25 protein-coding genes are annotated in these 22,970 nt (G+C 58.5%); 14 read left to right on the top strand and 11 right to left on the bottom strand.

Translation table 11 applies throughout. From position 1 onward, the window contains the following. Positions 1-42: 42 nt before the first annotated feature. The 3 genes from DDE77_RS07065 to DDE77_RS07055 are packed head-to-tail and all read right to left on the bottom strand — an operon-like array spanning position 43 to position 1,734. The gene (locus DDE77_RS07065) at positions 43-411 is read right to left on the bottom strand and encodes a helix-turn-helix domain-containing protein (protein ID WP_108396750.1); all 369 of its coding nucleotides are present in this window, start codon (positions 409-411) and stop codon (positions 43-45) included. Beyond that, on the bottom strand, positions 408-992 hold the full coding sequence (locus tag DDE77_RS07060) for a Smr/MutS family protein (RefSeq protein ID WP_108396749.1): 585 nt from the start codon (positions 990-992) through the stop codon (positions 408-410). Before DDE77_RS07060 ends, DDE77_RS07065 begins: the two co-directional genes overlap by 4 nt. Before the next feature lie 28 nt (positions 993-1,020). After that, entirely contained in the window at positions 1,021-1,734 is a 714-nt protein-coding gene (locus DDE77_RS07055; RefSeq protein WP_108396748.1) for a Tim44/TimA family putative adaptor protein, read from the bottom strand. A 153-nt stretch (positions 1,735-1,887) separates the two neighbouring features. Here DDE77_RS07055 and DDE77_RS07050 point away from each other — a divergent pair, with 153 nt between their 5' ends. Both DDE77_RS07050 and secB read left to right on the top strand, forming a co-directional pair. Then, complete coding sequence (locus tag DDE77_RS07050) at positions 1,888-2,343, top strand: FxsA family protein (protein ID WP_157959705.1); 456 nt, start codon at positions 1,888-1,890, stop codon at positions 2,341-2,343. Between the two features lie 84 nt (positions 2,344-2,427). Continuing rightward, complete coding sequence (secB, locus tag DDE77_RS07045) at positions 2,428-2,928, top strand: protein-export chaperone SecB (RefSeq protein ID WP_108396746.1); 501 nt, start codon at positions 2,428-2,430, stop codon at positions 2,926-2,928. 171 nt (positions 2,929-3,099) lie between these two features. On the opposite strand, the gene dnaQ is transcribed toward secB, so the two are convergent. From dnaQ to DDE77_RS07025, 4 genes are read right to left on the bottom strand one after another with little or no spacing between them, the layout of a single operon-like run. Then, positions 3,100-3,813: a DNA polymerase III subunit epsilon gene (gene dnaQ, locus DDE77_RS07040; RefSeq protein WP_108396745.1), complete on the bottom strand. Its 714-nt coding sequence runs from the start codon at positions 3,811-3,813 to the stop codon at positions 3,100-3,102. After that, on the bottom strand, positions 3,810-4,406 hold the full coding sequence (gene coaE, locus DDE77_RS07035; protein WP_108396744.1) for a dephospho-CoA kinase: 597 nt from the start codon (positions 4,404-4,406) through the stop codon (positions 3,810-3,812). Before coaE ends, dnaQ begins: the two co-directional genes overlap by 4 nt. 2 nt (positions 4,407-4,408) lie before the next feature. Beyond that, positions 4,409-5,260 (bottom strand): shikimate dehydrogenase, encoded by an 852-nt coding sequence (locus tag DDE77_RS07030; protein ID WP_108396743.1) that lies wholly within the window; start codon positions 5,258-5,260, stop codon positions 4,409-4,411. Then, positions 5,236-5,838, bottom strand: a complete 603-nt coding sequence (locus tag DDE77_RS07025; RefSeq protein WP_108396742.1) for a Maf family protein — start codon at positions 5,836-5,838, stop codon at positions 5,236-5,238. The genes DDE77_RS07030 and DDE77_RS07025 overlap by 25 nt, the downstream gene beginning before the upstream one ends. A gap of 449 nt (positions 5,839-6,287) precedes the next feature. Here DDE77_RS07025 and hemE point away from each other — a divergent pair, with 449 nt between their 5' ends. From hemE to DDE77_RS06985, 8 genes are all read left to right on the top strand, one after another. Continuing rightward, complete coding sequence (gene hemE / locus DDE77_RS07020; protein ID WP_108396741.1) at positions 6,288-7,298, top strand: uroporphyrinogen decarboxylase; 1,011 nt, start codon at positions 6,288-6,290, stop codon at positions 7,296-7,298. Between the two features lie 30 nt (positions 7,299-7,328). Continuing rightward, on the top strand, positions 7,329-7,751 hold the full coding sequence (gene hemJ / locus DDE77_RS07015) for a protoporphyrinogen oxidase HemJ (protein WP_108396740.1): 423 nt from the start codon (positions 7,329-7,331) through the stop codon (positions 7,749-7,751). 186 nt (positions 7,752-7,937) lie between these two features. After that, positions 7,938-9,203, top strand: coding sequence for a transcription termination factor Rho (gene rho, locus DDE77_RS07010; protein WP_108396739.1), 1,266 nt, complete (start codon positions 7,938-7,940; stop codon positions 9,201-9,203). Positions 9,204-9,245: 42 nt separating this feature from the next. After that, the gene (mnmE, locus tag DDE77_RS07005; RefSeq protein ID WP_108396738.1) at positions 9,246-10,538 is read left to right on the top strand and encodes a tRNA uridine-5-carboxymethylaminomethyl(34) synthesis GTPase MnmE; all 1,293 of its coding nucleotides are present in this window, start codon (positions 9,246-9,248) and stop codon (positions 10,536-10,538) included. Positions 10,539-10,636: 98 nt separating this feature from the next. Beyond that, the gene (gene mnmG, locus DDE77_RS07000; RefSeq protein ID WP_108396737.1) at positions 10,637-12,505 is read left to right on the top strand and encodes a tRNA uridine-5-carboxymethylaminomethyl(34) synthesis enzyme MnmG; all 1,869 of its coding nucleotides are present in this window, start codon (positions 10,637-10,639) and stop codon (positions 12,503-12,505) included. Continuing rightward, entirely contained in the window at positions 12,505-13,152 is a 648-nt protein-coding gene (gene rsmG, locus DDE77_RS06995; RefSeq protein ID WP_108396736.1) for a 16S rRNA (guanine(527)-N(7))-methyltransferase RsmG, read from the top strand. Before mnmG ends, rsmG begins: the two co-directional genes overlap by 1 nt. A gap of 14 nt (positions 13,153-13,166) precedes the next feature. Then, positions 13,167-13,967, top strand: a complete 801-nt coding sequence (locus DDE77_RS06990; protein ID WP_108396945.1) for a ParA family protein — start codon at positions 13,167-13,169, stop codon at positions 13,965-13,967. Positions 13,968-13,976: 9 nt separating this feature from the next. After that, on the top strand, positions 13,977-14,849 hold the full coding sequence (locus DDE77_RS06985) for a ParB/RepB/Spo0J family partition protein (protein WP_108396735.1): 873 nt from the start codon (positions 13,977-13,979) through the stop codon (positions 14,847-14,849). An 8-nt stretch (positions 14,850-14,857) separates the two neighbouring features. On the opposite strand, the gene holA is transcribed toward DDE77_RS06985, so the two are convergent. From holA to leuS, 3 genes are read right to left on the bottom strand one after another with little or no spacing between them, the layout of a single operon-like run. After that, positions 14,858-15,880 (bottom strand): DNA polymerase III subunit delta, encoded by a 1,023-nt coding sequence (gene holA / locus DDE77_RS06980; protein ID WP_108396734.1) that lies wholly within the window; start codon positions 15,878-15,880, stop codon positions 14,858-14,860. After that, positions 15,880-16,386 (bottom strand): hypothetical protein, encoded by a 507-nt coding sequence (locus DDE77_RS06975; RefSeq protein WP_108396733.1) that lies wholly within the window; start codon positions 16,384-16,386, stop codon positions 15,880-15,882. The genes holA and DDE77_RS06975 overlap by 1 nt, the downstream gene beginning before the upstream one ends. Then, a complete protein-coding gene (gene leuS / locus DDE77_RS06970) occupies positions 16,373-18,982 on the bottom strand; it encodes a leucine--tRNA ligase (RefSeq protein WP_108396732.1) in 2,610 nt (869 codons plus the stop codon). The genes DDE77_RS06975 and leuS overlap by 14 nt, the downstream gene beginning before the upstream one ends. Positions 18,983-19,106: 124 nt before the next feature. Here leuS and DDE77_RS06965 point away from each other — a divergent pair, with 124 nt between their 5' ends. The 3 genes from DDE77_RS06965 to DDE77_RS06955 all read left to right on the top strand — a co-directional run bounded on the left by DDE77_RS06965 (position 19,107) and on the right by DDE77_RS06955 (position 21,178). Next, positions 19,107-19,787, top strand: a complete 681-nt coding sequence (locus DDE77_RS06965) for a YggS family pyridoxal phosphate-dependent enzyme (RefSeq protein ID WP_108396944.1) — start codon at positions 19,107-19,109, stop codon at positions 19,785-19,787. Positions 19,788-19,943: 156 nt separating this feature from the next. Next, positions 19,944-20,627 (top strand): response regulator transcription factor, encoded by a 684-nt coding sequence (locus tag DDE77_RS06960; protein ID WP_108396731.1) that lies wholly within the window; start codon positions 19,944-19,946, stop codon positions 20,625-20,627. A 98-nt stretch (positions 20,628-20,725) separates the two neighbouring features. Continuing rightward, complete coding sequence (locus DDE77_RS06955) at positions 20,726-21,178, top strand: Crp/Fnr family transcriptional regulator (RefSeq protein ID WP_108396730.1); 453 nt, start codon at positions 20,726-20,728, stop codon at positions 21,176-21,178. Here DDE77_RS06955 and DDE77_RS06950 read toward each other — a convergent pair. Then, on the bottom strand, positions 21,175-21,987 hold the full coding sequence (locus tag DDE77_RS06950) for an exodeoxyribonuclease III (RefSeq protein WP_108396729.1): 813 nt from the start codon (positions 21,985-21,987) through the stop codon (positions 21,175-21,177). The genes DDE77_RS06955 and DDE77_RS06950 overlap by 4 nt on opposite strands. Positions 21,988-22,018: 31 nt before the next feature. Between DDE77_RS06950 and DDE77_RS06945 the strand changes: the two genes are divergently transcribed. Beyond that, positions 22,019-22,822: an HNH endonuclease signature motif containing protein gene (locus DDE77_RS06945; protein ID WP_157959704.1), complete on the top strand. Its 804-nt coding sequence runs from the start codon at positions 22,019-22,021 to the stop codon at positions 22,820-22,822. Positions 22,823-22,970: the final 148 nt, after the last annotated feature.

Raw genomic sequence — 22,970 nt, 5'->3', positions numbered from 1 at the left:
CGGGGCTCCCGTCCCTCGAGATGACCTTGTGCCCGCCCGGGCCTAGCGGCGCTTGCCCGAGCGGCGGATCACTTCGTCGCGCAGAAAGCGTAGATCTTCCGGATCAAGCTTGTCGATTGCGCCCGCCAAGCGGTTGGTCAGCTCAGTCGCCTCGGGGGGCAAGCCGCCGGTATCAATGGAAATCTTGGGGTCGCTGATCTCGGCCAGGCGCTGCAGCTCCTCGGCTTCATCCCAGATCACGTTGAAATAGGCGATAATCCGATGCAGCAAAAACCCAGTCGGCTTGCCGCGTTTTCCATGTTCAAGCGCCGAAAGATAGGCGCTGGAAACCCCGAGCGACTCGGCCATGTCCTTGAGCGAAATGCCTCGCTCCTCGCGCAGGGCGCGCATCTTGGCTCCCAAAGGGGTCATGCGCGGCGCAGGCGCACATACCACGCGCCCTCCCCGCCATGGCCACGCGCAGCTACGCTCCAGCCGGACACCATGGGCGCTAGGGACGGCTCGCTTAGCCAGATCGGCAACATGGTCCTTAAGATCCCGCGCTCGCTCATGGCTGCGATGTAATCATCATCGGTTTTGGCGCCCTTGCCCGTAATCACCAAAACCGTGCGGTCGCCCCGGCTCCAGCGCGCATGCAGATAGCGATGCAGTGCCGCCCGGGCTTCGGCCTGCGTCATGCCATGCAAATCGATCCGGCCATCGATCTCGATGCGCCCGCGCCCCAGCTTCTTGCGAATGGAAGGATCAACGCCCTTTTCCCCCCCTGGGGTCGGGGGGAGCGGTGCCTGGTAGGGCGGCAAAAAGGGTTGGCGCGGCGCTGGCTTGCCCGCTGGCGGCTTGCTTGGCTTGGGCGCTGGCTCGTCCTGCGGCAGGGGCAGGGGTGCCGCATGGAGCTTGAGCAGGCCCTTGCGCCGCAGCGGGTCAACCGTGGAGGCCACGGCTGTCCAAAGGTGGAAGTCGTGCGGCAGGCGTTTGGGGTCACGCTTGGACATGGCGATACGCCGAACCTGCCGCTTGTGTTCAGTCGAGCTGGCTGGTGGTCACAACTTTCCAGTTGGGGTCGCGCGACTTGGGATTGCGCGCAAAGGTCCATTCATCGGCAATGGTCTGCACCTGGTCAGCATTGCCTTCAACCAGATTGCCGTCCTTGTCGCGCGTGGCCGACACCACTTCGGCATGGAAGCGCACCGTCACCAGCACGTTCTTTTTGTCGTATTCAGCGCCGGAGAATTCGATCTTGGGCAGGCCCACAAAGGTGAAATCGACCTTTTGCCCGGCCGCTTCGCGATCGGCGATGGCGCGCTGGAAGCCTTCAAACACATCCTTTTCCAGCAGATTCTTGAGCGTCTGGCGGTCGCCTTCGGCAAAGGCAGTAACGATCATCTCATAGGCCTGCTTGGCACCTTCAAGGAAGGTTTTCGGCGTAAATGTGGAATCAACTGCAGCCACCTGACGCAGGCCATCGGCCAATGGGGCATCGTCGCGGGCGAACTGCTCGATCTCTGATTCGAGCTTGCGGGCGCGCAATTCGTCATTTAGTTCCGGATTGCCAGCACCGCGGGGTCGCAATGGCACCACCGTGTCTTCCGCTGCCGCAGCTTCGGCGGGCTTACGGCGCTCGATTGGCGGGCGTTCATGCCCTGTCCTTGTGCCCAGAACCGAGCGCAGCCGGAACAACACAAAGATCGCCACAACGATCACGATGAGGGTGGGCAGATCAAGGAATTCGTCCATGGGCTAGGGCCTTACCGTCGAATGCGTCGCAGGGACGCGGGAACACTCGCTGAGTGCAACAATTGACCTATATATAGGAAACGGCTCACCTCCAAACCAGTTCACACAAGTGGCGAGTGATGTTTTGTCGCCCCGGCGAAAGGAACCAGGATCGTGCTACGATATCTCGCACTTGGTCTGCTCATACTTCCCATCATCGAAATCGCCATCTTTATCAAGGTGGGGCAAACCATTGGCCTTTTGCCAACCCTGGCGCTGATCATTGGCGCGGCCGTGCTTGGCGCCGTCCTGATCCGCGCACAGGGGCTCTCGGTGCTGACGCAAATGCGCAGCAATCTGAGCACGGGGCGCATGCCGGCGCGCACTATTGCCGACACCATGATGATCGGCCTGGCCGCCCTTTTTCTGGTTCTGCCCGGCTTTCTCAGCGATTTTGTTGCACTGCTGCTGCTCCTGCCACCGGTGCGCGGCTGGATCTATGCGCAGTTGAGCAAGCGCGTCACCGTGGTTGCTGCTCGCAACGCCAGCTGGAGCGCGGAACCTTTTGATCGCCCGTTGCAAAGGCCAGATACTATCGATCTTGATGAAGACGACTATCGCCCGCAATAAGCCGGCTGGCCCCTGCGCTTGTGACCTCCCGGCAAAGATGTTAGCCAGCCGGCAGCAGATTTTCCCTTGAAGGATCCCAGTTACATGTCTGACGAAACCCAGGGCAGCGCATCTCCCCAAGCCAATGCACCCTCCATGAACATGGTTGGCCAGTATATCCGCGACCTCAGCTTTGAAAATCCAGGCGCGCCTGGCTCGATCATGGCTGGCGGCGGCAATCCGGCGTTCAACGTGTCCATCTCGGTCGCCGTCAAGAAGCAGTCCGACGATATCTATGCGGTGGAACTGACGCTCAACGCCAAGGCCAATCGCGAAGCAACTGTCCTGTTTAATGTAGAACTGGTTTATGGCGGCGTTTTCCGCCTGCGCAACGTGCCCGAGGCAACCCTCAGCCAGTTGCTGATGATCGAATGCCCGCGCCTGATCTTCCCCTTCGCCCGCCAGGTCCTCGCCAGCGTTACCCAGCAGGGCGGCTTCCCGCCGCTGATGATGGAGCCCGTCGACTTCGCCTCCATCTACCGCCAGAACCTTGCGGCCCTGGCCGCCAAGCAGAATGCGGCTCCTGCGGGCGAGCAGCCAAACTAAGCTGCAGCGCTTCATTGCTGAATCAGAAAGCCCCGGACTATTGGCCGGGGCTTTTTCTATTTGGCTGCTTCAATGAGGCTCAACATATTGCGCAGATCGCCTCGTTCTCGGCCCACGCTCTCCCCTGAGCGTAGATGAAGCGCGTAGCCAAAAGGCTAAAAATATCCGGCCTTATTCCGCGGCCTCGGCGACCACGGCATATTGCGCCCAGATCGCGTCATCCCCGAGCTTGGCCACAAACGCATTATGCGCCGCCAATTCATCTGCCGTGATCCGGGGTGGGAGGGGATTGGGCCTTGGCAGCGCCACCACCCGATTGGCGATCGCATCAGCGCCGGTGATGCGGTTTTCTGCGATCAGCGCCAGGCTCACCTGCTTGCCGCCGATCAGCTCCAGATAAACTTCGGCCAGGATCTCGCTGTCAAGGAGGGCGCCATGAAGCGTGCGGCGGGAATTGTCGATCCCGTAATGCTTGCACAGCGCGTCAAGGCTGACCCGGGCGCCGGGATGCTTCTCGCGCGCCAGATGCACGGTATCAAGCACGGGATTGCTTAGCGGGGGCCGGCCAGCGCGTTCCAGCTCGGCATTGAGAAACCCGATATCGAAGCTCGCATTGTGGATAACGAGCTGCGCGTCCCCAATGAACTCGAGAAAATCCTGCGCCGCATCCTTGAACAAGGGCTTGTCGGCCAGAAACTCTTCGCTCAACCCATGCACCCGAAAGGCTTCTTCGGGCATGGAGCGCTGGGGATTGATGTAAACGTGGTAGTGCCGGCCAGATGGAATGTGGTTGATCAATTCCACGCAGCCGATTTCCACGAGCCGGTCGCCGGCAGCCGGTGAAAGGCCGGTGGTTTCCGTATCGAGGACAATTTCACGGTTCACGTTTGGCCCTCTTTGGCTCGAATGCTCGCAACAAGCGCAGCGACCATCGCTGCAATCGTCTCGCGCGGAAGCCCTGTATCAAAAAGATAGGCAGCCCGCCTTTTCTTTTCCTCCTGTGGCAGCTGCCGGGCAAGAATGGTTTGCAGCTTATCCCCGCTCATTCCCGGCCGCGCCAGCGCCCTTTCGCGCTGCACCAGCTCATCCACCCAGGTTACGCCCACAGCATCAAAGCCATAATCATAACCGCTTTCAAACAGGAGCGGCACTTCCACCACGGCCAGCGTTTCGCCGCGCGCTTCCGCATCATCCATGAACTGTTTGATTTTAGCCCGCACCAGGGGATGCACCACGGCTTCAAGCTTTTTGAAACCCGCAGGATCAGCTGCCAGCCGCCGGCTCAGCTCGTTCTTGTCGATGCTGCCATTGCGCGCAACGCCGGGAAACAAGGCATCTACCTCTCCGACAGCCGGACCGGCATAAAGCTCTCCTACCGCTTCATCGGCGGAAAATACCGGAACGCCTTGATCGGCAAAGGCCTGCAGGACCGTGGATTTGCCCGTTGCGATGGAACCCGTCAGCCCGATGCGCCACATGGCTAATGTCCCAATGTCGCTTCGACCTTGGTCCGCAATGGCTTGTCCACCTGTGGGCGCACGCCGAACCAGGCTTCAAAGCCCGGCACTGCCTGGTGAAGCAGCATGCCCAGCCCATCCACAACCGCTAAGCCTCGCGCCTCGGCTTCGGCCAGAAGGGGCGTTTGCAAGGGCGTATACACAATGTCGGTAACAAGGGCGTGCGACGGGAGCGTGGCCAAATCAAGCCCCTCGAACCGGCTGCCATGCATGCCAATTGATGACGTATTGACCACCAGTCCTGCCAGGGGTGCTACATCGTTGAACGCGTTAAGGCTCGCGACGCTGATCGATCCCGCCAATTCCGCGGCCAGTTCTTCCGCCGTTTCCCGCGTGCGGTTCAGCAGGACAATCGAGCCGACATTGCGGCTCTGCAGCGCCACAAGGATCGCCCGCGCCGCGCCCCCTGCTCCCAGCACAATCGCCGTATCGAGCCGCTCCGACCAGCCGGGCATTTCCGCGTCGAGATTGCCCAGAAAGCCCAGATAGTCCGTATTGGTGCCGTGCACCTGCCCGTCCTGAACCACCAGCGTATTAACCGCGCCAATGCTGGTGGCGAGCGGATCAACGCTGTCGCAAAGGGCAAAAACGTCCTGCTTATGAGGAATGGTCACATTGCCGCCCGCGAATTCGCCCCTGCGCAGCCGTTTGAAAAACGCCGGCAATTGGTCCGGTGCCACATCGATCGCCTCGTAGCTGGCATCAAGCCCATGCTGGCTGATCCAGGTGCCGTGGATAAGCGGCGAGCGGGAATGTTTGATCGGATGGCCGATCACAAAAGCTTTGGTGGTCACGACAAGGTCTCTGGCGCCCATTCGCGCAAGGCCGCCAGAAGCGGCAGGAGCGGCAATCCCAAAATAGTGAAGTAATCACCGCTTACAGTTTCAAACAATCGGATGGACGGGCCTTCGAGACGATACCCCCCCACCGATCGCAGCGACGCTTCCCCTTCGCGGGCCAGCACATCATCGCGCTCGCCCGGCGAAAAATCGCGCATGGTCAGCTCCGCGGTCTGCACATCGGACCATGCAACACCGCCATCGCGCACCAGCGCCACTCCTGCATGCAGCCGGTGGGTCTTGCCACGCAAGCGCTCGAGCTGCGCCACTGCGCCGTCCCGATCCCCCGGCTTGTGCAAAAGCTCGGTTCCAAGGCTCAGCGTCTGGTCCGCCCCAACAACCCAGGCGCCGGGATGCTCGGCAGAAACCGCCAGCGCCTTTTTTTGCGCCAGCAGCAGCGCCACATCGCGGCCGTCGCCGCCGGCCTCCAAAACCCCAATTTCCAGCCCCCGCTCATCGAGCTGGGCCGGCTGGGTGGAAAACACCAGACCCGCCTGCTCCAGCAGGGCTTTGCGGGTGGAACTATGTGAGGCAAGGATCAACATGGGAGCCATGTTTTCCACACTGTCATCCCCAGCTCAAGCCCAAGCTGTGTTCTTGACTCATGACTTTTGCCCGAGGCCAGACTTGTTCGACCTCGTTAGGAATTCATTAACAATTGGAGTCCGGCCCCGGTCGCGAGGGGCTTGGGATAACAAAGGGGAAAACTCGCCTTGCAAAGCCATGGCTGGCAAAGCCCTTATGCACAGCTCCAAGAGAATCGTTGACTCGGGAGTCGACCCGTTAACGCCACGTTAACCATTGTGGCGGCACCGACCTCGGAGACGATTCACAATGGCATTTACCCCCGATTAACCATAAGAGCTGCGCGCATGTGCCGCCACGAGGGCAATTGTGGAGAGCGCTGAATTGGCCCAAAACACCGCCATGATAATGAAAATACTAAAACAGAAAGACTCTTTAGGGGGTTTTGGAAGGGAAGAAGGCGTTGACCCATAAGCCCATGCTCGCAACCATTCTCGGTGAACGCCAGGAGCGTCCGCCCATCTGGATCATGCGCCAGGCCGGCCGCTATCTTCCCGAATATCGCGAGGTCCGTGCCAACACCAAGAACTTCCTTGAGCTCTGCTATACGCCGGAGCTTGCGACCGAAGTGACCCTGCAGCCCCTGCGCCGCTTCGATCTCGATGCCGCGATCCTGTTCTCCGATATCCTTGTGATCCCTGATGCGCTGGGCCAGTCGGTTCGCTTCGAGCAAGGCGAAGGTCCCGTCCTTGAAGCGCTAAGCCCCAATTCCGTTGCCCAACTTCGTCCCGAAGGGGCTTTGGAGCATCTCGCACCCGTGCTGGAGACCGTGCGCCGCTTGCGAGCAGCCCTGGCGCCGGAAAAGACGCTGATCGGCTTTTGCGGCTCTCCTTGGACTGTAGCCACCTATATGATCGGCGGCCGCGGCTCTCCCGACCAGGCCCTCGCCCGCATTTTCGCCCTGGAACACCCTAAAGCTTTTGCCGCGCTGATGGACATTCTAATTGCGACCAGCATCGATTATCTCGTTGCGCAGTTCGAAGCGGGCGCCGACGCCGTGCAGTTATTTGAAAGCTGGGCGTTGAATCTGGATGACATCGCTTTTGCCGATCGCGTGATCGAGCCCAATCGCCGCATCGTTGCGGGAGTCCGCGCTCGCGTTCCCAATGCACCAATCATCGGCTTCCCGCGCGGCGCCGCTGGCAATCTCGCAAAGTATGCAGCGCTTACTGGCGTAAACGTGCTTGGCCTCGATTACGCCACGCCCCTTGATTTTGCTGCCAAGCACCTGCCCGCGACCCTCCCGGTCCAGGGCAATCTTGATCCCTTGCGCCTTGTCGCCGGCGGTTCGCAGCTCGATGAGCGGATCGACCAGATCATCGCCGCCTTCGCCGATCGCCCCCATATCTTCAATCTTGGCCATGGCATCGTGCCGCAAACCCCGATCGCGCATGTTGCCCGACTGGTTGAGCGCGTGAAAAACGGCTAAGGCACCGCCTTCGTTTTCAAGGAGTTTACCATGGAATGGGTCAAGGCCCTGCATGTGATTTCGGTTATCGCCTGGATGGCCGGCATGCTCTATCTGCCGCGCCTTTTTGTTTATCACTCGGTCAGCGAAACGGGCTCGGCGCAGTCGGAAACTTTCAAGATCATGGAGCGCCGGCTCCTCAAGGGCATCATCAATCCAGCGATGATCGCCACCTACATCTTCGGCTTCTGGATGGTGTTCGGCGGCTGGGTTGATCTCGGTGCCGGCTGGCTGCATCTCAAGCTGGCCATGGTTTTGCTGCTCACCGCCTGCCATGGCGTCCTCGTCAAGTACACGCGCCTGTTTGCCCAGGACAAGAACACCAAGCCGCAGAAGTTCTTCCGTATTCTCAACGAAGTGCCAACCGTGCTGATGGTCATCATCGTCATAGCTGTTGTGGTAAAACCCTTCTGATCCCCCCTGTTTCACGTGAATCCCACGCCAGGGCTGATGTTTTGCGTCTTGAAATTCGTCGAACGACGCGTTATGTGGGTCCTAACGCATCCCAAATTCCAAGCTGACTTCCCAAGTCGCTGCGCGGTGCCTACCCCTCCCAAATAGACTAGCCGTCCAGATTTCCCTCAAGGGTTTATCCGCTACATGCAGAATATGAAGCTCAGCGAGCTCAAGGCCAAATCGCCGGCCGAATTGTTGGTGTTCGCCGAAGAACACGAGGTCGAGAACGCTTCGACCATGCGCAAACAGGAACTGATGTTTGCGATCCTCAAGGAACTGGCCGCTCAGGAAGTGGACATCACCGGCGAAGGCGTCGTTGAAGTTCTGCCGGACGGCTTTGGCTTCCTGCGCTCGCCAGACGCGAACTATCTTCCTGGCCCGGACGATATCTATGTCAGCCCTTCGCAGATCCGCCGCTTCGGCCTGCGCACTGGCGACACGGTGGAAGGCCAGATCCGATCACCCAAGGATGGCGAACGTTATTTCGCCCTTCTCAAGGTCAACACCATTAATTTCGAAGATCCTGAAGCTGTTCGGCACAAGGTCAACTTCGATAACCTCACCCCGCTTTATCCCGAAGAGCGGCTGCGCATGGAACTGCCCGATCCTACCCTCAAGGATCGCTCGGCCCGCCTGCTCGATTTGGTAGCGCCACTTGGCAAAGGCCAGCGTGCCCTGATTGTTGCACCCCCGCGTACTGGTAAGACGGTCTTGTTGCAAAATATTGCACAATCGATCGCGACCAATCACCCTGAGTGCTACCTCATTGTTCTGTTGATCGATGAGCGTCCTGAAGAAGTCACCGACATGCAGCGCTCGGTGCGCGGCGAAGTGATCTCTTCCACGTTCGATGAGCCAGCGTCGCGCCACGTCCAGGTCGCTGAAATGGTGATCGAAAAGGCCAAGCGTCTCGTTGAACACAAGCGCGACGTGGTGATCCTGCTCGACTCCATCACCCGCCTCGGCCGCGCCTACAACACTGTTGTTCCAAGCTCCGGCAAGGTGCTCACGGGCGGTGTGGATGCCAATGCCCTGCAACGTCCAAAGCGCTTCTTTGGTGCTGCACGCAATATCGAAGGCGGCGGCTCTCTGACTATCATTTCCACGGCGCTGATCGACACCGGGTCGCGCATGGACGAAGTGATCTTTGAAGAGTTCAAGGGCACGGGTAACTCGGAAATCATCCTTGATCGCAAGGTAGCCGACAAGCGCATCTTCCCAGCGCTGGATATCACCAAGTCTGGTACCCGCAAGGAAGAGCTGCTGGTCGAATCCGACATCCTCAAGAAAATGTATGTCCTTCGCCGCATCCTCAATCCGATGGGCACGATCGACGCCATGGAATTCTTGATGGACAAGGTTCGCCAGACCAAGACGAATTCGGACTTCTTCGATTCCATGAACACCTAAGGCAATGGACGCCTTGCGCTCCCCTGCCCGGCCGGTCAGCTGATGCGATCCGGCGATACAATCGTGGCGTTGTCCTCCGGGGCAACGCCTTCCGGTGTGGCGGTCCTTCGCCTTTCGGGCTCGCTCGTCCGCGATATTTTGGAAAGTGTCGTTGGCAAGGTTCCCGAGCCACGCCGACTTGCGCTGCGAGCCATAGGCCACGACTCCCTCCTTGATCGCGGCCTTGTCGCCTACTTTCCCGCTCCACACAGCTTTACCGGCGAAGATTGCGCAGAGCTCCAGGTTCACGGTTCACCGGCTGGTGTCCGGGCTATCCTGCGCCTGCTGACAAGCCTTGGTGCTCGCCTCGCCGAAGCCGGCGAATTTACCCGCCGTGCTTTTGAGAATGGCAAGCTCGACCTGGTCGAGATCGAAGGCCTGGGTGATCTTCTTGAAGCTGAAACCGAGAACCAGCGACGCCAGGCCCTCGCTCGTTTTGAAGGGGGGCTCACTCAGAAGATCGAGGAATGGCGGCATGAACTCCTTGATCTGAGGGCGTTGATCGAAGCCAATCTCGATTTTTCCGACGAAGGCGATGTCGATGATGATCTGCCTTTCGACTTCGTCGCACGCCTCCATGCGCTGAGCGCCGACATCGATCATGCCCTTCAAAGCGTTGAGCATGGCCGTGTGATCCGCGAAGGTATCCGGGTAGCGCTTGCCGGCCCTCCTAACGTCGGCAAGTCCAGCCTCCTTAATGCGCTGGCAAGATCAGACATAGCCATTGTTACTGATGAAGCGGGGACAACACGCGACGTTCGCGAAGTCCCCTTGGACATTCAAGGGCAGCTTTACATCCTCCTGGATCTTGCTGGCCTACGGGAAACAAGTAGCAAGGCCGAATCAGAGGGTATCCGCCGGGCTCATCTTGCTATGGAGAATGCCGATCTGATCCTGTGGCTCACGGCTCCCGATATCGAGGATTTACCAGTCCCCAGTTTTACCCCCCCGATAATCAAGGTGGGTACCAAGCTGGATTTAGCTTCTACATCGGGCAGCCATGTTCTGGTATCCACGCGAACCGGCGAGGGCCTTGTGGACCTAACCCGAGCCATCAATCAGTTTGGGCAAAGCATTGTTTCGGGAGAACCGGCCCTTCTTAGTCGCGAGCGCGACAAGGCAGCTCTCACACGGGCTGCCGAAGAGCTGCAAACAGCATCAGCTAATCTTAACCACCCGGAAGTGGCAGCCGAGTGTCTCCGTCAAGCGTCCTATGCCCTGGAGCGTCTAATTGGACGCATGGATGCCGAGACGGTTCTGGATCGCTTGTTCTCCAGTTTTTGCATCGGCAAGTGATTCACGTGAAACACGACTGAGCGGCGCGCCCCTAACATGCGCGTGCGTGAATTGATTCACGTGAAACATTGCCGTATGCAGCGCCAAGGAGAACAAGCATGACAGATTATGCAGTGATCATCGTTGGTGGCGGCCATGCCGGCTGCGAAGCAGCTGCTGCATCGGCCCGCTTGGGTGTTCCAACAGCGCTAATCACGCATAAATTCGCGACTATAGGGGAGATGAGCTGCAACCCAGCCATTGGCGGTCTGGGAAAGGGCCATCTTGTCCGTGAGATCGACGCACTGGACGGCTTGATGGGCCGCGTTGCCGACAAAGCCGGCATCCAGTTCCGCATACTTAACCGCCGCAAGGGCCCGGCCGTTCGTGGACCACGCGCCCAAGCCGACCGTAAACTCTACCGCCAAGCCATGCAAGAAACGCTGTTCGGCCAGCCAAGCCTCGATATCATCGAAGGTGAAGTTGACGACATCGTCACCTCCAATGGAACAGTCTCCGGTGTCCGTTTACTTGATGGTACATTCTACGGGACCAAAGCCGTAGTTCTGACCACTGGTACATTCCTTCGTGGCTTGATCCATCGCGGAGAGGAAACGATCCCAGCCGGCCGAGTTGGTGAGAAACCAGTTCTCGGTCTCTCCACGCGTCTCGAAAGCCTTGGTCTTCAACTCGGTCGTTTGAAGACCGGCACCCCTGCTCGGCTCGACGCTAATTCCATCGACTACAGCAATCTCGAAGCACAGCCTGGCGACACCCCACCAGAGCCCTTTTCGGCTCTGACGCGTGAAATCACTGCGCCGCAGATCAACTGCCATATTACGCGCACGACTGCGGATACGCACCGGATCATCACGGAGAATCTTCACCGCTCCGCCATGTACTCCGGCCGCATCCAGAGCCGTGGCCCGCGCTATTGCCCTTCTATCGAAGATAAGGTCGTTCGTTTCGCTGATAGGGATAGTCATCAGATCTTCCTCGAGCCCGAAGGGCTGGACGACAATACCGTTTACCCAAACGGGCTCTCCACGTCCCTGCCCGCCGACGTTCAGGAAGCCTTTCTTCGCTCCATGCCGGGTCTTGAGAATGTGCGGATTATCCGTCCGGGTTACGCCATAGAATATGACTATGTTGATCCACGTGAACTTCGACCCACTTTGGAGGTAAAGCGGCAGCCAGGCCTCTACCTTGCGGGACAGATCAACGGCACCACGGGCTATGAAGAAGCTGGTGCTCAGGGCCTTCTCGCCGGCGCGAATGCAGCAGTTGCTGCTATGGGCGAGGACCCTATGGTACTATCCCGCACCGAAAGCTATCTTGGCGTCATGGTGGATGACCTCGTCACTCGGGGCGTGTCTGAGCCCTATCGCATGTTTACCTCACGTGCCGAGTTCCGCCTCCACCTCCGCGCCGACAATGCCGATCAACGCCTGTCTCCCATCGGGATCAGCAAAGGCTTGGTGGGTGAAATTCGCAAGGATTTGTTTGCCGCCAAGCAATCGAATCTCCAGTCCGGCCGCGATCTCCTCAAGACTCTGACCATCTCTCCCACTGGGGCGCGAGCTGCAGGGCTTAGCATCAATCAAGATGGCAAGATGCGCTCCGCTTTTGATCTTCTGTCCTATCCCAATGTGACCGTTGAGGATGCAGCGCGGCTCTGGCCTGAGATCTTGGAGATTGATCCATCTATTCTTGAGCAACTCACTGTGGACGCTCAATATGCTGTTTATCTTGATCGTCAGCAGAGCGACATCGATGCTGTGCGACGGGACGAGCAAAAATCCATTCCTGACACTCTGGATTATGCGTCGGTTCCTGGCTTGTCCATGGAACTGCGCAACAAGCTTGCTACGGCGCGCCCGCAAACGATTGCCCAAGCACAAGCGCTGGATGGAATGACGCCGGCAGCTATCACATTGTTGCTCGCCGTTATCCGCAAAGGCCAGCATCAGCTGCAAGAGGCGAGTTGATGGAGAACAAGGCGCTTCTTGCGCCCTATGAGCAATACTTCACCCGTTCCCTGGATGAAGTTTACGCAGATCTGGAAACCTATGCTCAACTGCTGCGTAAATGGCAGCCGGTGCAGAATCTTGTTTCACGTGAAACACTCGACCATCTCTGGACGCGTCACTTCGTCGACAGTCTTCAAGTGCTTCGCCTCTTGAAACCAAGCGACCGCGAGTTCCTCGATTTCGGCAGCGGCGGCGGCTTTCCCGCGCTCCCTCTTGCTATCGCGCTCAAGGGTGAGAAACACCATTTCACCCTTGTCGAGCCAATTAGCCGAAAGGTGAGCTTCCTGCGCACAGTCGCCCGGGAAGTGAAGCTCAATGCTAACAGTCTGCTAACGCGAAGCGACCATATGCTACCCGAATCGGTGCCCAGGCCGGACGTCATCACCTCCCGCGCTCTCGCCAGCCTGCCCCAGCTTTGCTCCTGGATGGCACCCTTTTTCGCCCCACAAACCCGCGCCATCCTTCACAAAGGGCGGGAACATGTTGAGGAACTTGCAGAAACAGTTCCGTCCTGGGACTTCAACGTGCTATTAACCAAGAGCGACACTGATCCGCTCGGTGTTCTTCTCACGCTCACAGATTTGCGTGCGAAAATAAAAGCTTAGCGTTGGAGGCCAAATTGGCGCCCCGTATCCTGACCCTGGCCAATCAAAAAGGCGGCGTGGGTAAGACCACCACAGCGATCAATCTGGCAACCGCCCTGGCCGCCATTGGCGAACGCGTGCTCATCGTCGACCTGGACCCCCAAGGCAACGCTTCCACGGGTCTCGGCATCTCCCGCACCGATCGCGACGTCTCCTCCTACGACCTCCTCGTTGGCGACGCCACAGTTGCGGAAGCGGCCATCATGACCAGCGTTCCCAACGTCGCAGTCGTCCCGTCCACCATGGATTTGCTGGGCGTAGAGCTCACGATCGCTGGCCAGGCGGACCGGGCATTTCGCCTGCGCAATGCCTTCAAACAACTCAGTGAACTGACGATCAACGACAAGGATGTGAGCTACATCCTGATCGATTGTCCGCCTTCGCTGAACCTTCTTACCGTAAACTCGCTGGTTGCTGCCGACGCGGTTCTCGTGCCACTTCAATGCGAGTTCTTTGCTCTGGAAGGTCTTAGCCAACTTCTTCAAACTATTGAGCAAATCCGCTCGACACTTAATCCACGCCTTTCGATCCAGGGCGTAGTGATGACCATGTTCGACAAGCGCAACAATCTTAGCGAACAGGTCTTGCAGGACGTGCGCAGCGAGATGGGCTCACTAGTTTACGACACTGTTATTCCCCGCAATGTTCGGCTGAGCGAAGCGCCATCATACGGCAAGCCGGCCCTGCTGTATGATCTGAAATGTGCCGGCAGCCAGGCCTATCTGCGCCTTGCCACCGAAGTTATCCGCCGCGAGCGGCAGTTGAACGCCGCATAGGAGGGCACCATGAACGAGAGACCAACACGACTGGGCAGGGGCCTTGCAGCACTGATTGGTGACATGGCGACCCTTGAAAGCGCTCGGGTAACCGACAGCGGTGTCAAGAAACTGCCCGTCGACTTTATTATCGGCAACCGCTCCAATCCCCGGCGCACCTTTAATGCGGACCAATTGGAAGAACTCACCAATTCCATCCGCGAAAAGGGCATCATGCAGCCCTTGCTGGTACGTCCAAGCGAAGACCCGCATATCTTTGAGATCATCGCTGGCGAGCGTCGCTGGCGCGCTGCGCAAAGAGCAGGGCTCCACGAAGTGCCCGTTATTGTGCGCGAGGTCGATGACAAGGAAGCGCTTGAACTCGCCATTATCGAAAACGTCCAGCGTGCCGATCTTAATCCTCTTGAAGAGGCAATGGGTTATGGTCAACTGATCGAGCAATTTGACTATACCCAACAGGATCTAGCGCAAGTCATCGGCAAGAGCCGCTCGCATGTCGCCAATACCCTACGCCTGCTGAAATTGCCCGAAGACGTTCGCGACATGGTGTCGAGCGGCGCCTTGACAGCCGGGCACGCGCGTACCCTGATCACAGCCGAAGATCCGGCAGGTTTGGCCCGCCAGATCGTCGCCGGCGGCTTGTCCGTGCGCGATGCAGAAGCCCTGAGCCAGCAGCGCGACAATCCCACCAAGAAAAAGGCAGCCGAGGCACCTGCATCGCGCGATTCTGATACGGTCGCGCTGGAACGGCGGCTTTCCGATGCACTAGGCTTGTCGGTGATCCTGGCTCATAGCGAACGCGGCGGCAAGCTGGAGATCCGCTACAAGACCCTTGAGCAACTTGACAGCATTTGCCTCAAGCTTACTGGGCAGGCCAACTGAACCTCTGCCTAATGGGTTGCGGCGATCATACAGATGCCGAGCAGGGCCCGCCGCAGGCCCGCTTCTGCCAAGCCAGGCCGACGGCGGGTTTCCACTGTTGCCTGTAATAGTCGCTCCGTTGCCGTAGAAAGGGCTTTATCGCTCCACAGCCGCAATTGCTGCTCGAGTGAACCTATACGCGAGAAATGCGGCTTGGGTCTTTGCCCATCCAAAACAGCACGCGGGCTTTTGCCCGTGTCCACCTCTGCTCGCCAGCGCCTGAGATTGCTGAAGTGGATGACGCACAGCGCGAGAATGCGCTGAATATCCACGGCCGATGACAATGCACGGTTGAGCGCCATTTCCAGCCGCTCCGCATTGCCACCCGCCACAGCGTCAAGGATGGCATCGATCACCAGCATACCGTTATCTGCACAGAGGAGGAGCACATCCTCGCGTGTCAGCTGTTTGCTCTCGGCAGCATAAAGGCAAAGCTTTTCCAGCTCGCGCCGGGTGATTTCCCGGTCATTTCCCAAGATTTCACGCAACAGGGTGACAACATCGCCATCGATCCGGATACCGTGCTGGTTGAATGTTTCACGGATCAACGCTTGGAGCGTCTCATCACTATCGGGATAGCAGGGCAGGGCGCGGCCCCATCTTGCAGCTTCCACTAGCGCCCGTAGGGCATCCTTGGGTGTCAGATTGCCGGATTCGAGGATGATAGCTGCGCCTCCTGGATCATCCCGCAGCTCGGTCAGGGTCATTACGAGGGATTTGCCGGCTCCCCGTACCCGCACAATGCGTTTTCCACCGAACAGGGATATTGTTTTAGCTTCGACTGCGAGCAGGGAAGGATCGGCGTCTAACTCGGCGCCTTCCAGGACCACGATGTTGGCAGATTGAGGATCATCTTCGGTGAGCTTGCGGATCAGGCGCTGTGCTGTTTCACGCACCAAGCCAGCGTCCGGGCCATAGGCGAGAAAAATGCCTTCCGAGATATCAGGACGAGCAAGGAAACGCGCAACTTCATGCGCCTTGAGCGCCGCCATTAACGGCTGGCGCTCGCCAAAACTGCGACACGCAGTGATTCTGCCGCAGCTTTTGCTGCTCTCTCAAGTGCCTCTTCCTGAGCACTCCGTTCAGCCAGAACCTGATCATTGCGCGTGTATTGAGCCGTTGCGCGTCGGGTATAGGTCTGCACTGCGCCACCGCTGCCGTCGCGTGGCGTCACGGTGAGCGTCGCCGTTACAGCCGCTTCCATGGCTCTGTTCGGGTTATCTGTGCGCGAAAGAGTCATCTCCCTGATCGCTGGAGAAATGGATACGGACGCCAAAGGAGCTGCTTCGCTATCCGTTGGCCCAAGCCGAAGAGACAGCTCCTGATAAACGATCTGTTCCAGCCGGCTATTAGGCTTGGCATAGGCCAGCGCCAGGGTGCCTTGAGACACCGCAGCGCTGCTGTAGACCGGCGAGAAACTGCACCCGCTCAATGCGGCTGCAGAGCCAATTATTCCAGCGACAAGCAAGAGCTTGAGAGGCTTGTTAAACCACGACATTGACGATCCTGTCTGGCACCACAACGATCTTCTTGGGTGCCTTGCCGTCCAGAATGCGGGTAATTTCCTCCAGCGACAAGACGCGCTGTTCAACCTCGCTGCTGCTGAGCCCCTTGGGCACTGTCAGTTCGCCACGGCGCTTGCCGTTGATCTGGATAGGCAGTGTCACCTCGTCATCCACCAGCATGGCAGGATCGACCTCCGGCCAGGGCGCATCGGCTACGAGCCCCGTCTTGCCCAGCGCTTCCCAGCAGGTTTCCGCCAAATGGGGCATCTTGGGCGCGATCAGCTGAACAAGGCAGCCAATGCCTTCCTCGAGCGCAGTGATCCGGCTTGCGGGAGCTGCGCCGACAAGACCTGCTGAACGCACCAGGGCATTGGTCAACTCATAGATTTGTGCCACGGCCCGGTTGAAGCGTAGCCCTTCAATGTCATTGGCAACATTTTGGACGGCGCGATGGACGATTTTGCGCAGGGCAATCGCTTCCGCATCACTTTCCTGACGCTCTATGGCGGCAGATTGCCGGATGAGCTCCACCGTCTCGCTGACCAGGCGCCACACGCGCTGCTGGAAGCGGCTGGCGCCTTCAACGCCCGCTTCGGTCCACTGAACATCGCGTTCTGGCGGGGAGTCCGACAGCATGAACCACCGCGCAGTATCGGCACCATAGGTGGCGACGATCTCGTCGGGGTCGACGACGTTCTTTTTGGATTTGCTCATCTTTTCGATCGAGCCGATGGTGATCGGCTCGCCCGAGCGCAGGTGCCGTGCCTGGCGCGTTTCGCCCGTGGTTTCCAGCACAACATCGACTGGAGCCACCCATTCGCCAGTAGGAGACTTGTAGGTCTCGTGCGTCACCATGCCCTGGGTGAAGAGCCCCTTGAAAGGCTCATCGAGGCCCACATGGCCCGTGGTCTTCATGGCGCGGGTGAAGTAGCGCGAATAAAGCAGGTGCAAAATCGCATGTTCCACACCGCCGATATACTGATCCACCGGCAGCCATTTGTTGGCCACCGCCGGCTCGGTCGGCGTTTCCGCCTGAGGCGAGGTAAACCGCGCGAAATACCAGGACGAATCCACAAAGGTGTCCATGGTGTCGGTTTCACGCCGCGCATTGGCGCCGCATTGCGGGCAATGCACGTGCTTCCAGCTGGGGTGATGATCAAGCGCATTGCCCGGCTTGTCGAAGGTCACATCCTGCGGCAGTACGACGGGCAGATCCTTTTTGGGCACGGGAATGGTGCCGCAGACCTCGCAATGGATCACCGGTATGGGGCAGCCCCAATAACGCTGGCGGGACACGCCCCAATCACGCAGGCGATATTGTGTCTGTGCCTTGCCCCAGCCGTTCTTTTCAAACAGAGCCAGGGTTTGGTCCATGGCCTCCTGGCAGGTGATCTCCGTGCCAGGTTCCCCGAACCATTGCACATAGCGCACCTTTTGCGTTTTGGTTGGCACAAAGGCCTCATCGCCCACCGGCTCGTCACTGTCGAGCGGCTTAAAGACGTCAATGACGGGCAGACCGTATTTCCGGGCAAAATCGAGGTCGCGCTGATCGTGCGCGGGGCAACCAATAATGGCGCCCGTGCCGTATTCCATGAGGACGAAATTGGCGATAAAGAGCGGCAGCTCCCAGCTGGGGTCGGCTGGATGCGTCACGCGAATGCCCGTGTCATAGCCCAGCTTTTCGGCCTGCTCGATCGCGGCTTCCGACGTGCCCATGCGCATGCATTGCGCATTAAATTCGGCAATCGCCGGGTTAGCCTCGCCCAATGCCTTGGCGAGCGGATGGTCTGCTGCAATGGCGGCAAAGGTGGGCCCGCGCATCGTGTCGGCACGAGTAGTATAGACGGGCAGGGTGCTGAACCCCTCGGGCGCACCCTTGAGGCCGAACTCAAATGCAAGGCCCTGGCTCTTGCCGATCCAGTTGCGCTGCATGGTCCGCACTTTTTCGGGCCATTCGGTGAGCCCATCCAGGCCTTCGAGAAGTTCTTCGGCCATGTCGGAAATCTTGAAGAACCATTGCGTCAGGTCGCGCTGTTCCACCAGAGCGCCTGAGCGCCAACCGCGCCCATCGATCACCTGCTCATTGGCAAGGACAGTCATGTCGACCGGGTCCCAATTGACTTTGGACTGCTTGCGGGTAACGAGGCCGGCTTCCATCATGTCAATGAACATGGCCTGCTGATGCCGGTAGTATTCCGGCTCGCAGGTGGCGATTTCGCGCGACCAGTCGATGGACAGGCCCATGGACTGAAGCTGCGCCTTCATGGCCTCGATGTTCTGGCGCGTCCAGGTGCCCGGATGCGTCTTGCGCTCAATGGCGGCATTTTCCGCCGGCAGGCCGAAGGCATCCCACCCCATGGGGTGAAGCACATTGTGGCCCTTGGCGCGATGATAGCGGGCCACCACATCACCCATGGCGTAGTTGCGCACATGGCCCATATGGATGCGGCCCGAAGGGTAGGGGAACATCTCAAGGACGTAGTATGGCTCGCGCGGATCGTCGTTCCGCGTTACGAAGCTCTGGGCGTCGGCCCAGACTTGCTGCCATTTGCGTTCCATTTCACGCGGGTTGTAGCGTTCACCGCTCACTTTGTATGTCCTTGGATGGATTGCCGGAAGCACACGCAAAAAGGCGGCGCGGCTTGCGTTTATCGGGAAATTTGGCTACCGGACCATCACCAGAAATCCACCCCAAGGTCAACAGGGCGAACGCATGGACAGCGCTGCTCCTCCTCAGCTGGCAGCCATTCGCAACCGCATCAGCGCCGCCCACAAGCTGTTCGGCGCTCCTCCGGAGCAGGTGGAATTGATTGCTGTTTCTAAAACCTTTGGCATAGAGGCCATTGAACCCCTGCTCGGGGCGGGGCAGCGTCTATTTGGGGAAAACCGCGTGCAGGAGGCGCAAGGGAAGTGGCCTGATCTCAAGGCGCGCTATCCCGATACGCAGCTGCATCTGATCGGGCCCTTGCAGACCAACAAGGTGCGCGATGCCGTGGAACTGTTTGACGTTATCCAAACACTGGATCGCGACAAGCTTGCCGGTGCGTTGGCCAAGGAGATGGAGCGGTGCGAACGGCGTCTGCCGTGTTTCGTGCAGGTCAATATCGGCCTTGAACCGCAAAAGGCTGGCATAGAGCCAGCCGAAACCGCGGCGTTTGTCGAGCGCTGCCGCGATGTCCATGGGCTTGAGATCATCGGGCTCATGTGTATTCCCCCGGCTGACCAGCCGCCCGGCCCCTATTTTGCTCACCTTGCGGGGCTTGCAAAAGCCGCAAGCGTCGACAAACTATCAATGGGCATGAGTGCGGATTTTGAAACGGCGATCGCCATGGGTGCAACCCATGTTCGTATCGGCTCTGCCTTGTTCGGCAGCCGTCCGCCATTGACCCCGTAAAAGCATTGTTTTTCAGCGCCATGGCCCACCGCTCTGCAACTTGTTGGGAGTCTTGGTCGTTGCTGCACCGGCAATACCCTGTTGTGACCAGCTGGCTTCAAGCTTGATTAACTCGCGAGCATGGCTTGATGGCGCCGAAACGACCGGAGAACAGTGATGAACAAAAGACGCATCCTGCTCGTAGATGACGATGCAGACCTGCGCCAAACCCTGGTCGAGCAACTCGAAGGCGAAAACGAGTTCGACATTCTTCAGGCGGGTACGGCAAACGACGCGCTCAAGGCCACGCGCGACAAGAATGTGGATCTAATGATCCTTGATGTCGGCTTGCCCGACATGGACGGAAGGGAAGCCGTCAAGGTGCTGCGCAGCGAAGGGTTCAAGAGTCCTATCCTGATGCTCACCGGCCATGACACCGACGCCGACCAGATCAAGGGCCTCGAATCAGGCGCCAATGACTACCTCACCAAGCCTTTCCGCTTTCCGGTTCTTCTTGCCCGCATCAATGCGGCACTGCGCCAGCACGACCAGAGCGAGGACGTGGTTTTCACCATCGGGCCTTATAGCTTCCAGCCTTCGGCCAAGATGCTCGAGACCAATGATGGCAACAAGGTTCGCCTGACGGACAAGGAAACCTCCATCCTTAAATACCTCTACCGGCAGGGTCCGAAAACTATCACGCGCGATGTGCTGCTTAAGGAAGTGTGGGGCTACAACAACCGCGTGACGACCCATACGCTGGAAACCCACATCTATCGCCTGCGGCAGAAAATCGAGCGCGATCCGTCCAATGCACGGCTCCTTGTCACCGAAGAGGGCGGCTATCGTTTGGTGCCATAGCCTGGCAGCTGCAAAATCCGGTACAAACCAACCTAAATGGCCTATATGGTGGCTAGGCTTCGCGGCGGCGGCGCCCAGGTGCATTTGGGTTAGGGTTGATGATCAGGGATGTTGCGGCCGAAGCACTCGCGCGGGCCGAATTCTTCGATATCTGCGACGATGAACAGCGGCGCATGCTCGCCTTCGCTGGTGATCAGCGTCACTTCGATCCCGACGCTGTGCTTTATCGCGCAGGCGAAACCCCGCAGGGTGCGTTTGTGTTGATCACCGGTACGCTCGAAGCCGTGCCCGATGGTGGCGGCGAGCCCTATATAGTGTCGGAACCGGGAAGCGTCGTGTCGGGGATGGCCCTGATTCTCGCCAAGCCCCGGCCCATCACCATCTCGGCTGTCACCGATTGCCAGACGCTTTTCGTTCCGCGCTATGCCTTCATGAAGCTGGTGCAGCAATCGCCTGAACTGGCGCAGCGTGTCATTGCGCGCCTGCAGCAGGATATCGGCAATTACCTCGGCGCGCTTGAGCCTGTCAGCCGGCGGATGAAGGGCGACTAAACGCCGGCAAAGCGTGCAATCACCGGAACATGGTCGCTTGGCTTGTCGGTCCAGCCGCGCGCAGGCTTGATGATCTCCGCAGCGACGCAGTGTTCGGCCACATCATGGGTGGCCCAGATGTGGTCCAGCCGCCGGCCACGATCCGACGTTTCCCAATTCAGGCCCCGATAGCTCCACCAGGAATAGATCTTCTGGTCATAGGGCACATGCTTGCGCACCAGATCGGTCCAGCCGTGCCCACCGTTAAGAATCGCGTCCAGCGCCTCGGTTTCGACCGGCGTGTGGCTGATGACCTTGAGCAGCTGCTTGTGACTCCAGACGTCGTTTTCGTGCGGCGCGACGTTGAAATCGCCGGCGATCAGGTGCCCTTTCTGGAAGCTTGGTTCGCTGAACCAGCTCGTCAATTCACTCAAGAAATCTAGCTTGTGCTTGAACTTAGGATTGATCTGCGGATCAGGTTCGTCGCCACCGGCCGGGATATAGAAATTGTGGACAGTCAAAGGGCCGCGGCCCCAATCAAGCACCGCCGACACGTGCCGTGACTCTGGTATTTCGCAAAACACCCGGCTTGAAATGTCCGTCAACGGGAACTTCGAGACGATAGCCACCCCATGGTAGCCCTTCTGCCCATGCACGGCCTGATAGGGATAACCCGCTTCGGTAAAGGCGTTGGCCGGAAACTGGTCATTAGTGCACTTGATCTCCTGCAGCATCAGCACGTCAGGATGATATTGCGCCAGGAAATCCAGCACCATGGGCAGGCGGAGCCGGACCGAGTTGATATTCCAGGTGACGATTGAGAAGTTCATAAGTCTGTCCAGATGGAATCGAGTTGGTTTCTTGGCACGGACCAGGGTAAGAATTCGAGTTCAAGAAGCACTTTATATTCCTGCATTCTTCCAAAAGGATTCTGCTGTGCCTTCTGGCTATAGCCGCCCCGCCACCCCACAGCCTGTAGAACGCGCACTTCGTCAAGAAGCGGGCTTCGGCTGCGCCAAGTGTGGTCATCCATATCTAGAGTACCACCATATTGTCCCGTTCAGTGAAGAGGCTCATTTCAGGCCTCAAGACATGATTGCGCTGTGCGGAAATTGCCATCCCGCTGTCGCAAAGTGGCAGCGTGATCGTCAGTATGAACTTAAGGCGAAGCCGAAGAACATACAGAACGGCAAGTTTCTGGGGGCGCTAGAATTCGACAAAAGAGATTTGATCTTCAAAGTCGGCGGTAGTTGGTACGACGAAACCCCAGTCATTCTTCAATTTTTTAATAAACCAATCATCGCGTGCACGATTGCAGATGGCCAGGCACTAGTGAGCCTAGAGTTGTTGGACCAGATGGGGCGCACTTTGATCAAGGTTGTAGAAAATCAAGTATCATTCCGCGTGGATGACCTATGGGACTTTGAGTATGCTCACAACATTGCAATAGCCCGGTATGGCCGTCGCGATGTAGCTTTACGGCTCGATTTTCGCGCAGCTGAAGCGGTGATCGAGGGTAAGATTTGGCTTGGAAACACTCAGATTGTTCTCGGCAAAGAAGAGACAACCCTTCCGAATGCTAACGTCCTACGTGGAGGTCGTATCTCCCAATGTGGTGTGGGCGTGCAGATCGGTGATCCTAATCAAAATCCTTGGCGAATATAATAACAAAATGCCCTACTCACTGGCCCGCCTTTCTACCTCATAAGCCTAGAACTATTCGCTTTGGCTTCCCCTCGGCAGCGGCAGCAATAGCTGCGGCTTCCGCGTCCTTGGCGACCTGTTCAACTGCAAATGCTGCTGCAGCGCCGAC

Source organism: Devosia submarina (assembly GCF_003056345.1).
Taxonomy (GTDB): Bacteria; Pseudomonadota; Alphaproteobacteria; order Rhizobiales; family Devosiaceae; genus Devosia; species Devosia submarina.
This window is presented reverse-complemented; position numbering and strand designations above follow the sequence as displayed.

What these genes read in the sequence shown, in the direction of transcription:
- DDE77_RS07065 (WP_108396750.1), bottom strand. Translation starts at nt 411, where the DNA reads ATGACCCCTTTGGGAGCCAAGATGCGCGCCCTGCGCGAGGAGCGAGGC.
- DDE77_RS07060 (WP_108396749.1), bottom strand. Translation starts at nt 992, where the DNA reads ATGTCCAAGCGTGACCCCAAACGCCTGCCGCACGACTTCCACCTTTGG.
- DDE77_RS07055 (WP_108396748.1), bottom strand. Translation starts at nt 1,734, where the DNA reads ATGGACGAATTCCTTGATCTGCCCACCCTCATCGTGATCGTTGTGGCG.
- secB (WP_108396746.1), top strand. Translation starts at nt 2,428, where the DNA reads ATGTCTGACGAAACCCAGGGCAGCGCATCTCCCCAAGCCAATGCACCC.
- coaE (WP_108396744.1), bottom strand. Translation starts at nt 4,406, where the DNA reads ATGTGGCGCATCGGGCTGACGGGTTCCATCGCAACGGGCAAATCCACG.
- DDE77_RS07030 (WP_108396743.1), bottom strand. Translation starts at nt 5,260, where the DNA reads ATGGGCGCCAGAGACCTTGTCGTGACCACCAAAGCTTTTGTGATCGGC.
- DDE77_RS07025 (WP_108396742.1), bottom strand. Translation starts at nt 5,838, where the DNA reads ATGGCTCCCATGTTGATCCTTGCCTCACATAGTTCCACCCGCAAAGCC.
- hemE (WP_108396741.1), top strand. Translation starts at nt 6,288, where the DNA reads ATGCTCGCAACCATTCTCGGTGAACGCCAGGAGCGTCCGCCCATCTGG.
- hemJ (WP_108396740.1), top strand. Translation starts at nt 7,329, where the DNA reads ATGGAATGGGTCAAGGCCCTGCATGTGATTTCGGTTATCGCCTGGATG.
- rho (WP_108396739.1), top strand. Translation starts at nt 7,938, where the DNA reads ATGCAGAATATGAAGCTCAGCGAGCTCAAGGCCAAATCGCCGGCCGAA.
- mnmE (WP_108396738.1), top strand. Translation starts at nt 9,246, where the DNA reads ATGCGATCCGGCGATACAATCGTGGCGTTGTCCTCCGGGGCAACGCCT.
- mnmG (WP_108396737.1), top strand. Translation starts at nt 10,637, where the DNA reads ATGACAGATTATGCAGTGATCATCGTTGGTGGCGGCCATGCCGGCTGC.
- rsmG (WP_108396736.1), top strand. Translation starts at nt 12,505, where the DNA reads ATGGAGAACAAGGCGCTTCTTGCGCCCTATGAGCAATACTTCACCCGT.
- DDE77_RS06985 (WP_108396735.1), top strand. Translation starts at nt 13,977, where the DNA reads ATGAACGAGAGACCAACACGACTGGGCAGGGGCCTTGCAGCACTGATT.
- holA (WP_108396734.1), bottom strand. Translation starts at nt 15,880, where the DNA reads ATGGCGGCGCTCAAGGCGCATGAAGTTGCGCGTTTCCTTGCTCGTCCT.
- DDE77_RS06975 (WP_108396733.1), bottom strand. Translation starts at nt 16,386, where the DNA reads ATGTCGTGGTTTAACAAGCCTCTCAAGCTCTTGCTTGTCGCTGGAATA.
- DDE77_RS06965 (WP_108396944.1), top strand. Translation starts at nt 19,107, where the DNA reads ATGGACAGCGCTGCTCCTCCTCAGCTGGCAGCCATTCGCAACCGCATC.
- DDE77_RS06960 (WP_108396731.1), top strand. Translation starts at nt 19,944, where the DNA reads ATGAACAAAAGACGCATCCTGCTCGTAGATGACGATGCAGACCTGCGC.
- DDE77_RS06955 (WP_108396730.1), top strand. Translation starts at nt 20,726, where the DNA reads ATGATCAGGGATGTTGCGGCCGAAGCACTCGCGCGGGCCGAATTCTTC.
- DDE77_RS06950 (WP_108396729.1), bottom strand. Translation starts at nt 21,987, where the DNA reads ATGAACTTCTCAATCGTCACCTGGAATATCAACTCGGTCCGGCTCCGC.